The following is a 12,183-nucleotide window of genomic DNA, read 5'->3' as shown; positions in this document are numbered from 1 at the left end:
GTGAGGGGTAAGCCTGGCGCTTACTCCGGCACCACCCACTCAACCAGCGTGTGGCCGGTACCGGCAGGCACCAACGCCTGATGCAACCACGGCAGCACGCTTTTCATCTGGGACTCCAGTTTCCACGGCGGATTAATGACAATCATGCCGGAGGCAGTCATACCGTGGCGATCGCTATCCGGCAACACGGCCAGCTCGATTTGCAGGATACGGCGAATACCGGTGTCTTCCAGATCTTTGAGCAAACGTTTGATGTGCTGACGCAACACCACTGGATACCACAGCGCATACACGCCGGTGGCAAAGCGGCGATAGCCTTCCTGAATCCCTTTCACCACCGCCTGATAATCGGTTTTCAGTTCGTAAGGCGGGTCGATCAGAATCAACCCACGACGCGACAGCGGCGGTAACTGGGCTTTCAGTTGTTGGTAGCCATCTTCACGCACCACCCGCGCCCGGTCGTCACGCAGAAACTCCTGACGCAGCAATGGAAAGTCGGTCGGATGCAGCTCTGTAAGATGAATTTTGTCGTACTCGCGCAGCAACTGGCGGGCAATCAGCGGCGAACCGGGGTAGTAACGCAGTTTGTCGCCGGAATTATAGGAACGGACCACCTGCATGTACGGCTCCAGTTCCACCGGAATATCATCCCGCTGCCAGATACGGCCAATGCCGTCGAGGTATTCACCGGTGCGCTCGGCATGTTCGCTCTGTAACTGATAACGGCCCGCGCCGGAATGCGTATCCAGATACAGGAACGGTTTGTCCTTCTCTTTCAGCGCATTAATGATCAGGCTCTGGACAGTGTGCTTCAGCACATCGGCATGATTGCCGGCATGAAAACTGTGGCGATAACTCAGCATAACGTATGGATTTCCGGTCAATGAGGGCGCGTTTGCCGCTAATCGCCATAGTATAAACGGTTAGCGCCACAAAATACCCCCACAATCACCGCTATCCACCTCGGGGGAGTTGAATAACTCACCTTTTTCAACCCGCCCTTTTCGTTATATAATAATTTATATATCGTATATTCTGGATACGACGCTTATGAAAAACCACTTTGGCGACGGCATTTTGGCGGGGCTACACGCCAGTACACCGCAATCGATGAACGATATCCGCCACCATTGCGATGATTATCGCCGTGGCTACGTCTGCGGTTACGCACACCAGCGTGCGTCACTGCGAGGCCGACAACAAGCCGCGTTTGAAGCCGGGCAACTGTGCCGCCGTTACGGATTGATACGCGATATCGTGGCGGAGTTTTTTACCGATGTCAGCAACCCGTCGCTGATAGCCTGGTTTTACGCCGGTTACGATCACCCCGCCTGAGCATCGTCATCACCGCTAACCGTCGCTTTTTACCGTCGGCCTTGGCCTGTTGTGCGCCCTGCCATTGATTTTCCCCTCATTACCCCTCATGTTAAGTCATCATCAATAGATTTCAGGACTGTGCCATGACCAATCCATTACTTTCCTCCTTTATCCTGCCGCCGTTCTCCCAGATCCAGATTGAACACATCCTCCCCGCCGTACAAGCCGCACTGAACGATTGTCGCCAGACGGTCGAGCGCGTGGTGGCGCAGCCGGGGCCGTTCACCTGGGATAACCTGTGTCAGCCGCTGGCGGAAAGTGATGACAGACTGGGGCGCATTTTCTCCCCGGTCAGCCACCTGAATTCGGTGAAAAACAGCCCGGAATTGCGTAGCGCCTATGAACAATGCCTGCCGCTGCTGTCTGAATACGGCACCTGGGTGGGCCAGCATGCCGGGTTGTACCGTGCCTACCGTGAGCTGCGTGACGGCGAACATTACGCCAGCCTGAGCATCGCACAGAAAAAAGCGGTGGATAACGCCCTGCGTGACTTTGAATTGTCCGGGATTGCCCTGCCGCCGGAACAGCAAAAACGCTACGGCGACATCGCTTCCCGCTTGTCCGAACTGGGGTCGCAGTTCAGCAACAACGTGCTGGACGCCACCATGGGCTGGACCAAGCTGATAACCGATGTCAGCGAGCTGGAAGGTCTGCCGGAAAGTGCGCTGGCCGCGGCCAAAGCGCTGGCACAAGCGAAAGAACAACAGGGCTGGCTGCTGACGCTGGATATTCCAAGCTACCTGCCGGTCATGACCTACTGCGCCAATCAGGCGCTGCGCGAAGAGATGTACCGCGCCTATGTGACCCGTGCGTCAGAACAAGGCCCGAACGCCGGTAAGTGGGATAACAGCGAGGTGATGGCCGAAACGCTGGCGCTGCGTCATGAACTGGCGCAACTGCTGGGCTTCGCCAGCTTTGCCGACAAATCGCTGGCCACCAAAATGGCAGAAAACCCACAACAGGTGCTGGATTTCCTGACCGATTTGGCTAAACGCGCCCGCCCGCAAGGGGAACAGGAGCTGGCACAGCTGCGCGCGTTCGCTAAAGCACAGTGTGGCGTTGATGAGCTGAACCCGTGGGACATCAGCTATTATGCCGAACAGCAAAAACAACACCTGTATTCCATCAGCGACGAACAGCTACGCCCGTACTTCCCTGAACCGCGCGTATTGGAAGGGTTGTTCGAAGTCGTAAAACGTATTTATGGCATCACCGCCAAAGAGCGTCAGGACGTTGACGTCTGGCACCCGGAAGTGCGCTTCTTCGACCTGTTTGCCGAAGACGGTGAATTGCTGGGGAGCTTCTACCTCGATCTGTACGCCCGCGAACACAAACGTGGCGGTGCCTGGATGGACGATTGCGTCGGCCGTCTGCGCAAAGCCAACGGCGAGCTGCAAAAGCCGGTGGCGTACCTGACCTGTAACTTTAACCGTCCGATCGACGGCAAACCCGCGCTGTTTACCCACGACGAAGTCACCACGCTGTTCCATGAATTCGGGCACGGGCTGCACCATATGCTGACCCGTATCGACACCGCTGGCGTCTCCGGCATCAACGGTGTGCCGTGGGATGCCGTCGAACTGCCGAGCCAGTTTATGGAAAACTGGTGCTGGGAGCCGGATGCGCTGGCTTTTATCTCCGGTCATTACGAGACCGGCGAACCGCTGCCGCAGGACATGCTGGACAAAATGCTGGCAGCGAAAAACTATCAGGCAGCGCTGTTCATCCTGCGTCAGTTGGAGTTCGGCCTGTTCGACTTCCGTCTGCACGCCGGTTACAACCCGGCCACCGGTGCTCGCGTGCTGGAAACCCTGGCAGAGGTGAAATCACAGGTTTCCGTGGTGAAAAGCCCGGAATGGAATCGCTTCCCGCACTCATTCAGCCACATCTTCGCTGGTGGCTACGCCGCCGGGTATTACAGCTACCTGTGGGCCGATGTGCTGGCGGCAGACGCGTTCTCCCGTTTTGAAGAAGAAGGCATCTTCAACCGCGACACCGGCCTGTCATTCCTGGAAAACATCCTGTCTCGCGGCGGCTCCGAAGCGCCGATGGAACTGTTCAAACGCTTCCGTGGCCGTGAGCCGCAACTGGATGCGATGCTGAAACACTACGGCATTCAGGGATGAAAATTGCGTTACTGACCGAAGCCGGTGCCGACTCTGAGGCACTGGCTACTCTGGCACAACGCTGGGGTTTGGAAAACGACACCGACGCCATGCTGGCGTTGGTGCTCACCCCCGAGCGACTGGAACTGCGCAAATGCGATGAACCGAAGCTCGGTGCCATCTGTGTGGATTTCGTTTCTGGCGCGATGGCGCATCGCCGCCGCTTCGGCGGTGGGCGTGGTGAAGCCGTCGCCAAAGCCGTCGGCATCAAAAAAGACTATTTACCCGATGTGGTGGACGCGACCGCGGGCCTGGGGCGTGATGCCTTTGTGCTGGCGGCGCTCGGTTGCCGGGTGCGCATGGTGGAACGCCACCCGGTGGTGGCGGCGTTGCTCGATGATGGCCTGCAACGCGGTTATCAGGACCCGGAGATCGGTGGCTGGCTGCAACAGCGCCTGACGCTGCTACACGCTTCCAGCATTGACGCGTTGTCTGCTATTACCCCACCCCCAGACGTGGTCTATCTTGACCCGATGTTTCCCCACCGCCAGAAAAGCGCGCTGGTGAAAAAGGAGATGCGGGTGTTTCAGTCGCTGGTGGGTGCTGACGATGACGCCGATGCCTTGCTGGAACCGGCCCGCCGTCTTGCAAAAAAACGGGTCGTGGTCAAACGCCCGGATTACGCACCACCACTTGCTGGCGTGCCCGCTCAGTCGGCGCTGGAAACCAAAAGCCACCGGTTCGATTTTTACCTGCCCATCACCCAGTAAATCTTGCGTACTGACTGCGGAGGCGAGCAGCAGCAGTCAGATACTTTTTTTGTCTTTTTTCTGTCTTTTTTGCTGCCCTTTTCCATCCCCGCCCGGCGCCCTCGGCTATTATTGCCGGTCTAAAGATAGACGACTAACTATTCTGGCGATATGTTAACCTTATTGCTGAATCCGCCTTGCGCATCCGCGCAGCCAATCGATAAAAATAATCATGACAATAAAAAAGCTACCACTACTGGCACAAGTCTCCGCCGCTCACTGGGTCAGTCATTTCCACATGATGGTGTTACCGGCGCTGATGCCGCTGATTTCCGCACAGCGTGGCATCAGTTACGTGGAAATTGGGGTGGCGCTCGGCGTATTCAACGTTGTTTCCGCACTGGTGCAAACGCCGATTGGCTTTGCGGTTGACCGTATCGGCCCGCGTCGCACGCTGATAGCCGGGCTGACGCTCGGCAGTCTGTGTTTCCTGTCGCTCGGCTTCTTTACAAGCTACAGCTGGATGCTCATCGCCATGGCGCTGGCTGGGCTTGCCAACGCGGTCTATCACCCATCGGATTACGCCCTGCTCTCACGCGGTATTGCCGAAAACCGCATGGGCCGCGCCTTCTCGGTGCATACTTTTTCCGGTTTTCTCGGCACGGCCGTCGCGCCAGCCATTTTGCTGACCGTCGCCGCCCTCACCCGTATCGAGTTCGCGCTGGTCTTATCCGGCCTGCTCGGGCTGCTGACCGTACCGATGTTGCTCGGCGAGCAAGAGGCATTGCCCGCCGCCACCGCGCACGACAAAAAGACCTCTGCGCCAAAAGTCGCGGTATTTACCCTGCCTATTTTGTCGCTGCTGGTGCTGTTTATGCTGCTCAACCTGAGCACTAACTCGATTCAAAACTTCTCGGTAACCGCACTGGTGAACGGTTACGGCATGCCGCTGACCGAAGCCAATCTGGCGCTGACAGCGTTTTTGTTTACCAGCGCGTTCGGCGTACTGGCGGGTGGCTCTCTGGCGGATAAAACCCGGCATCACGGGCTGGTCGCCACCGGTTCGCTGGTGGTCACGGCGGTGCTGGTCGCCATCGTTGCGGTATCTACCCTGCCGTCGCTGGCGACCACGCTGATTCTGGGTGTGGCAGGCTTCCTCTCCGGCATGATCGCCCCATCGCGGGATATGCTGGTTCGCGCGGCATCACCGGCCGGTGCTGAAGGCCGGGTCTTCGGCGTGGTCACCACCGGCTTTAATATCGGCGGTGCCGGTGGTCCGGTGGTCTTCGGCTGGTTTTTAGATCAAGGCCATCCGTCCGCCATTTTCTGGTCAGCCGTTATCTTTATGGTGATTACCGCCGTGATGGCGATGGCGCAGGAGTGGTACAGCACAAGGCGACGGGCACTGGCTGCATAAAGTATATCCGGCGCTAACGAAACCCCAGCCTGGCTAGGGGTTTTCTATAGACAAAAAGCAGAAACCCGCGTCAAACGCGGGTTTCTGTGAGCCTTACGCCAGAAGAATAGCTATCTATCAAATATCAATATTCGCTGCTTTCAGGGCGTTTTCTTCGATAAAGGCACGGCGCGGTTCAACGGCGTCACCCATCAGGGTGGTAAACAGCTCGTCGGCGGCGATGGCGTCTTTTACCGTCACACGCAGCATACGGCGGCTTTCCGGGTCCATGGTGGTTTCCCACAACTGTTCCGGGTTCATCTCACCCAGACCTTTATAACGCTGGATAGCCAGGCCACGGCGCGACTCTTTCACCAGCCAGTCCAACGCCTGCTCGAAGCTGGCGACCGGCTGTTTACGCTCACCACGCTCAACAAACGCATCTTCTTCGATGAGACCACGCAGTTTCTCACCCAGTCCATTGATTTTGCGATACTCATTGCCCTGAACAAACGCCAGGTCCAGCGCGTAATCAGAATCCACGCCGTGGGTGCGCACACGCAACACCGGTTCGTGGCGTTCGTTGGCATGACGCAGAAGGAAGCTGTAGGTGCTGCCGTGCTGCTCTTTTTCATTAAGGAACTGGATCAGCGCTTCCATCCATGACTGAGCGTCGGCCTGCGAACTCAACATGGCTTCCGTCAGCGACGGTTGATAAATCAACGCGTTAAGCAGCGCACGAGGGTAACGACGCTCCATACGACCGATCAGCTTCTGCACGCTGTAGTGCTCCGCCACCAGTTTTTCCAGCGGCTCACCCGCCAGTGCCGGAGCATGGGCGTTGGTGTGCAACGCAGCACCGTCCAGCGCCAGCATAATCTGGTACTGGTCCATCGCGTCGTCGTCTTTGATGTACTGTTCCTGCTTGCCTTTCTTCACCTTGTACAGCGGTGGCTGGGCGATAAACACATGACCACGCTCGACGATTTCCGGCATCTGACGATAGAAGAAGGTCAGCAGCAGCGTACGAATATGAGAACCATCGACGTCCGCATCGGTCATGATGATGATGTTGTGGTAGCGCAGTTTGTCCGGGTTGTACTCGTCGCGACCAATGCCGCAACCCAGTGCGGTGATAAGCGTTGCCACTTCCTGCGAAGACAGCATCTTATCGAAACGCGCTTTTTCCACGTTCAGAATCTTACCTTTCAACGGCAGAATGGCCTGATTCTTACGGTTACGACCCTGCTTGGCGGAACCGCCTGCGGAGTCACCCTCCACCAGGTACAGTTCAGACAACGCCGGGTCACGCTCCTGACAGTCCGCCAGTTTGCCCGGCAGACCAGCCAGATCCAGCGCACCTTTACGACGGGTCATCTCACGGGCTTTACGTGCGGCTTCACGAGCGCGGGCGGCGTCGATGATTTTGCCGACCACGATTTTAGCGTCGCTGGGGTTTTCCATCAGGTAGTCCACCAGACGGTCGTTCATCAGCGATTCCACCGCGGATTTCACCTCGGAAGACACCAGCTTATCTTTGGTCTGGGAAGAGAATTTCGGATCCGGCACCTTCACCGATACCACCGCAATCAGCCCTTCGCGCGCGTCATCGCCGGTGGCGCTGACTTTGGCTTTCTTGCTGTAGCCTTCCTTGTCCATGTAGTTATTCAGCGTACGGGTCATGGCAGCACGGAAGCCCGCCAGATGGGTACCGCCGTCACGCTGCGGAATGTTGTTGGTAAAGCAGTAGATATTTTCCTGGAAACCGTCGTTCCACTGCATCGCGATTTCCACGCCGATATTGTCTTTTTCAGCGCTGAAATAGAACACCTGCGGGTGAATCGGCGTCTTGTTACGGTTCAGGTACTCCACAAACGCCTTGATGCCGCCTTCGTAGTGGAAATGGTCGGCTTTATTCGCTTCGCGCTCATCGCGCAGGCGGATAGACACGCCAGAGTTGAGGAACGACAATTCACGCAGGCGCTTAGCCAGAATGTCGTATTCAAACTCGACCACGTTGGTGAAGGTTTCCAGACTCGGCCAGAAACGCACCGTGGTGCCAGTGGTGTCTGCATCACCGGTTACGCTCAGCGGTGCCTGCGGTTCGCCATGACGGTATTCCTGACGATGAATTTTGCCTTCGCGGCGGATAACCAGCTCCAGCTTCTCGGACAGGGCGTTCACCACCGACACCCCTACTCCGTGCAAACCGCCGGATACTTTATAGGAGTTATCGTCGAACTTACCACCCGCATGCAGCACGGTCATGATGACTTCAGCAGCGGACACACCCTCTTCTTCGTGGATGCCCGTCGGAATACCACGGCCGTCATCCTGCACCGATACCGAGTTATCTGAATGAATAGTAACGACAATATCTTTACAATAGCCTGCGAGCGCTTCGTCGATAGCGTTGTCCACCACCTCGAATACCATGTGATGCAGACCGGTTCCGTCATCCGTATCACCGATATACATCCCCGGGCGTTTACGGACCGCATCCAGCCCTTTTAATACCTTGATACTTGAGGAGTCATAAGAATTCGACATCAACGTTTCTCGCTCATTTAGTCCTGTGATTGAACGGTTATTTTACCCTGTTCCACGCGGAACATCTTGCCATTTTCGCCCACCATGTCGCTAATCTGCTCAGCGGTGATGGCGCTGACGAACACCTGCGCCTGCGTCGCCTTCAACCGTTCAGCCAACAGGCGACGACGGGTGCTGTCCAGCTCCGAGGCGAAGTCGTCGATCAGGTACAGGCACTTCAGCCCGTTTTGCCGGGTCAGGAACTCGCCTTGCGCCAGCCGAAGCGCGCACATCAGCAGCTTGAGCTGACCGCGGGATAGCATATCCTCCACCGCCACGCCGCCAGCGCGGATACGAAAATCGGCCTTGTGCGGCCCCAGCGCGGTGTAGCCCAACTGCCTGTCACGATCGAAATGGCGCTCCAGCAGTTCAGCGTAGTCGCTCTCTTTATCCCAGCCACGTTGGAAAGAAAAACTTAAGGAAAACTCGGGCAGAAACTGGGCGCAGGTGGACGCGATATCTGCGGCGATAGCAGCGCTATACTCAGCACGCCATTGGCTGATGCCCTCGGCCAGCGGCACCAGCTCGCGATCCCAGGCGCGCAGTTGCCCGTAGTGACTGACCTGGCGTAACGCCGCATTACGCTGACGCAATAGCCTTTTCAGATTACTCCAGGCGCTGAAAAAACCGGGTTCGTTGTGAAAACAGCCCCAGTCCAGAAACGCGCGGCGGTATTTAGGGCCGCCGTTAAGCAGGGTGAAACCTTCCGGGGTGATAAGTTGGATAGGCAGCAGTTGCGCCAGCTCAGCCACTTTGTGGCCGTCGCTGCCGTCGATACGCACCGTGCTATCGCCGTCGCGGTTTTTGCTCAACCCGACAGCGCGCTCACGCTCCTGCCCTTCAATGCGGCCATGCAAAATGAATTCCGCCTGCTCATGACGAATCACCCTCGCGGCCTGAATGCTGCGAAACGCCCGGCCATGCCCCAGTGTGTAAATGGCTTCCAGTACGCTGGTCTTGCCGCTGCCGTTAGCACCCACCAGAAAATTAAAGCCGGGAATCAGTGCCAGATCGGCCGATTCGATATTGCGGAAATCGCGAATAAGAAGACGGGTCAGCGCCATATCACAACCATTTTGCCAGATTTGTTGCCCATACCAGACCGTGTCGCGCCCTTACCGATAACAAAACCCACCACACCGCCGATAACAACACGCCGCACCCAATGGCGCGGCGTGTGGCGGTAGGCAGACGCACAGATAATTTACAGACGCATCGGCATGACCACGTAAGCCGCCGCCTGGCTGGCTGCATCCTCAAGCTGGACGCTGGATATCGAATCGGTCAGCAACATACGCACCTCTTCGCACTTCAGCGCATTGAGCACATCCAGCACGTAACTGACGTTAAAGCCGATTTCCATCTCCGTACCACCGTATTCCACGTCCAGAATTTCTTCCGCCTCTTCCTGTTCCGGGTTATTGGCGGTAATACGCAACTGATTCTGGTTGAGGTACAAGCGTACACCACGGAATTTCTCGTTCGACAGAATGGCCGCTCGGGAAAACGCCTGACGCAGTAGATCGCAACTGGCTTCCAGCGTTTTGTCCGGGTTTTTCGGCAACACACGACGATAATCCGGGAAGCGACCATCCACCAGCTTGGAGGTAAAGATAAAATCGCCGACATGAGCGCGAATGTTATTGCTGCCAATCTGTAACTGTAACGGCGTGTCGCCGCCATCCAGCAGGCGCACCAGTTCCATCACGCCTTTACGCGGCACGATGACCGAATGCGATGGCAGGGACTGACCAACCGGCATGGCGCAGACGGCCAAACGGTGACCGTCGGTGGCAACAGTACGCAACTCCTCGCCACCAGTTTCAAACAACATTCCGTTGAGGTAGTAACGGACATCCTGATGCGCCATCGAGAACTGGGTGGCTTCAATCAGGCGTTTTAGCGTCGCCTGCGGCAAGGTAAATTCCACCTCGCTCTGCCAGTCGTCCAGGTTGGGGAAATCCGCCGCTGGCAGTGTGGACAGGGAGAAACGGCTACGCCCGGAACGCACCAACATCCGATCGCCTTCCAGCGTGACGGAAATCTCCGCCCCATCCGGCAGGCCACGGCAAATATCGAATAACTTGCGCGCCGGTACGGTGGTAGCGCCCGGTTCATGGGGCTGCGTCAGCGCCAGATGCGCCACCATCTCCATTTCCAGATCGGTACCGGTCAACGATAACCGGCCTTCGCTGACCTGCAACAACAGGTTGCCCAAAATCGGCAACGTCGGTCGCCCGCCCAGCGGGCTGCTGACCTGTTGCAACGGTTTTAACAGATGCTCACGCTCAACGATAAATTTCATGATGTTATGACGATAAGGTTCGGATTAAATTGGAAAAATCTTCTTTGATGTCGTGACTTTCTTCGCGCAGCTGCTCTATTTTGCGGCAGGCATGCAACACAGTAGTATGGTCACGGCCACCGAACGCGTCGCCGATCTCCGGCAGGCTATGGTTGGTCAGTTCCTTGGCCAGCGCCATCGCCATCTGACGCGGGCGGGCCACCGAACGTGAACGCCGTTTAGACAACAGGTCGGCCACTTTAATCTTATAGTACTCCGCCACCGTCTTCTGAATATTGTCGATGGTGACCAGTTTTTCCTGCAACGCCAGCAGGTCGCGCAGCGCCTCGCGCACAAAATCGATGGTGATCGAGCGGCCGGTAAAATTGGCGTTGGCGATGACACGATTCAGTGCACCTTCCAGCTCACGCACATTAGAACGCAGGCGTTTGGCGATAAAAAACGCCACTTCACCGGGCAGACGGATATCATTCTCGTCCGCTTTCTTCATCAGGATCGCCACACGGGTTTCCAGTTCCGGCGGTTCAATAGCCACGGTCAACCCCCAGCCGAAGCGGGACTTGAGGCGATCTTCCACACCGTTGATCTCTTTGGGATAACGATCCGACGTCAGAATGATCTGTTGATTGCCTTCCAGCAACGCATTAAATGTGTGGAAAAACTCTTCCTGCGAGCGCTCTTTATTGGCAAAAAACTGAATGTCATCGATCAGCAGCGCGTCCACAGAGCGGTAGTAGCGTTTGAATTCTTCAATCGCGTTGTTCTGCAGTGCCTTCACCATATCCTGCACAAAACGCTCGGAATGCATGTACACCACCTTGGCATTTGGCTTACGCGCCATGATGCCATTACCTACCGCGTGCAGTAGATGGGTTTTACCCAGACCAGTACCGCCATACAGAAACAATGGGTTATACGCGCCACCCGGATTATCCGCCACCTGGCGCGCCGCCGCGCGGGCCAACTGGTTGGATTTACCTTCCACGAAATTATCGAAGGTATGCTTGGGGTTCACGTTGGAACGATAGGTGTGTTCAGCCGGTGCCGACGGGGTTTCCCAACTCGGGCGCACCGGTGAAGCTGCACGCGTCTGAGGAACCGCTACGGTAGCATGATGGTTGCCGACGGGGACGGCAACTGGCGTTGCCGGCTTACTGCCGACTTCAAAACGTAGCAACGGCGCATCCATGCCGCAGAAATCATTCAACAGTCCATTGATATTATTGATGTATTTATCGCGCACCCAATCCAGCACAAAGCGATTCGGGGCGTAAAGCGCCAGAGTGTTGTCACTCAGTTCCGCCTGCAACGGGCGTATCCACATACTGAATTCTGTGGCAGGTAACTCATCCTGCAAACGGGCAAGACACTGCTGCCAAAGCGAAAGTGACACGGCGGACTCCACTCGAACAAGGTCAATCAAGAAAAGGAACAGACGTTAGTTATGTAACTCATGATTTTTCAGGCACCCGGCTGCGCATGGACACGACTACGCCGGGGTGCGCCGCGCATAAGGCGGCTTTACCGTGACGATCCCGATCCAGAGATCGCTAGCGGGACGGCGGATCATAACCTAAACCACGAAAGAGATCTCCCCTTTCTACACAGTTTCGATCCTTTTTATCCACAGGCTCTTCTTATAGTCTGTGTCAAATTCCGCTT

At 56.6% G+C, this 12,183-nt stretch carries 9 protein-coding genes; 4 read left to right on the top strand and 5 right to left on the bottom strand.

What is annotated here, in order from left to right:
- Window positions 1–20: 20 nt before the first annotated feature.
- Window positions 21–863, bottom strand: a complete 843-nt coding sequence (locus DZE2538_RS00100) for a 23S rRNA (adenine(2030)-N(6))-methyltransferase RlmJ (protein WP_038915266.1) — start codon at window positions 861–863, stop codon at window positions 21–23.
- 187 nt (window positions 864–1,050) lie between these two features.
- On the opposite strand from DZE2538_RS00100, the gene DZE2538_RS00095 reads away from it, so the two are divergent.
- From DZE2538_RS00095 to DZE2538_RS00080, 4 genes are all read left to right on the top strand, one after another.
- Window positions 1,051–1,335, top strand: a complete 285-nt coding sequence (locus DZE2538_RS00095) for a DUF2623 family protein (protein WP_019844234.1) — start codon at window positions 1,051–1,053, stop codon at window positions 1,333–1,335.
- A 125-nt stretch (window positions 1,336–1,460) separates the two neighbouring features.
- Window positions 1,461–3,503 (top strand): oligopeptidase A, encoded by a 2,043-nt coding sequence (prlC, locus tag DZE2538_RS00090; protein ID WP_023638547.1) that lies wholly within the window; start codon window positions 1,461–1,463, stop codon window positions 3,501–3,503.
- Window positions 3,500–4,252 carry a 16S rRNA (guanine(1516)-N(2))-methyltransferase RsmJ gene (gene rsmJ / locus DZE2538_RS00085; protein ID WP_023638546.1) on the top strand — a complete coding sequence of 251 codons (753 nt, stop codon included), beginning with the start codon at window positions 3,500–3,502 and terminating at the stop codon, window positions 4,250–4,252. Before prlC ends, rsmJ begins: the two co-directional genes overlap by 4 nt.
- A 211-nt stretch (window positions 4,253–4,463) precedes the next feature.
- Entirely contained in the window at window positions 4,464–5,648 is a 1,185-nt protein-coding gene (locus tag DZE2538_RS00080) for an MFS transporter (RefSeq protein WP_038915265.1), read from the top strand.
- 117 nt (window positions 5,649–5,765) lie between these two features.
- Here DZE2538_RS00080 and gyrB read toward each other — a convergent pair whose 3' ends face one another.
- The 4 genes from gyrB to dnaA all read right to left on the bottom strand — a co-directional run bounded on the left by gyrB (window position 5,766) and on the right by dnaA (window position 11,926).
- Complete coding sequence (gene gyrB, locus DZE2538_RS00075; RefSeq protein WP_019844239.1) at window positions 5,766–8,177, bottom strand: DNA topoisomerase (ATP-hydrolyzing) subunit B; 2,412 nt, start codon at window positions 8,175–8,177, stop codon at window positions 5,766–5,768.
- A gap of 17 nt (window positions 8,178–8,194) precedes the next feature.
- Window positions 8,195–9,280 carry a DNA replication/repair protein RecF gene (recF, locus tag DZE2538_RS00070; RefSeq protein WP_038915264.1) on the bottom strand — a complete coding sequence of 362 codons (1,086 nt, stop codon included), beginning with the start codon at window positions 9,278–9,280 and terminating at the stop codon, window positions 8,195–8,197.
- Window positions 9,281–9,420: 140 nt separating this feature from the next.
- Window positions 9,421–10,521, bottom strand: a complete 1,101-nt coding sequence (dnaN, locus tag DZE2538_RS00065) for a DNA polymerase III subunit beta (protein ID WP_038912760.1) — start codon at window positions 10,519–10,521, stop codon at window positions 9,421–9,423.
- Window positions 10,522–10,525: 4 nt separating this feature from the next.
- Window positions 10,526–11,926 (bottom strand): chromosomal replication initiator protein DnaA, encoded by a 1,401-nt coding sequence (gene dnaA / locus DZE2538_RS00060; protein ID WP_071603544.1) that lies wholly within the window; start codon window positions 11,924–11,926, stop codon window positions 10,526–10,528.
- Window positions 11,927–12,183: the final 257 nt, after the last annotated feature.

The sequence above is a fragment of the Dickeya zeae NCPPB 2538 genome (assembly GCF_000406165.1).
GTDB lineage: Bacteria > Pseudomonadota > Gammaproteobacteria > Enterobacterales > Enterobacteriaceae > Dickeya > Dickeya zeae.
Note: the sequence above shows the minus strand (reverse complement) of the source record. Positions and strands in the feature narration are given on the sequence as shown.

Bases quoted from the DNA above. Each gene is read 5' to 3' on its own strand.
- recF (WP_038915264.1), bottom strand. From the start codon at position 9,280: ATGGCGCTGACCCGTCTTCTTATTCGCGATTTCCGCAATATCGAATCG.
- gyrB (WP_019844239.1), bottom strand. From the start codon at position 8,177: ATGTCGAATTCTTATGACTCCTCAAGTATCAAGGTATTAAAAGGGCTG.
- rsmJ (WP_023638546.1), top strand. From the start codon at position 3,500: ATGAAAATTGCGTTACTGACCGAAGCCGGTGCCGACTCTGAGGCACTG.
- DZE2538_RS00080 (WP_038915265.1), top strand. From the start codon at position 4,464: ATGACAATAAAAAAGCTACCACTACTGGCACAAGTCTCCGCCGCTCAC.
- prlC (WP_023638547.1), top strand. From the start codon at position 1,461: ATGACCAATCCATTACTTTCCTCCTTTATCCTGCCGCCGTTCTCCCAG.
- DZE2538_RS00100 (WP_038915266.1), bottom strand. From the start codon at position 863: ATGCTGAGTTATCGCCACAGTTTTCATGCCGGCAATCATGCCGATGTG.
- DZE2538_RS00095 (WP_019844234.1), top strand. From the start codon at position 1,051: ATGAAAAACCACTTTGGCGACGGCATTTTGGCGGGGCTACACGCCAGT.
- dnaN (WP_038912760.1), bottom strand. From the start codon at position 10,521: ATGAAATTTATCGTTGAGCGTGAGCATCTGTTAAAACCGTTGCAACAG.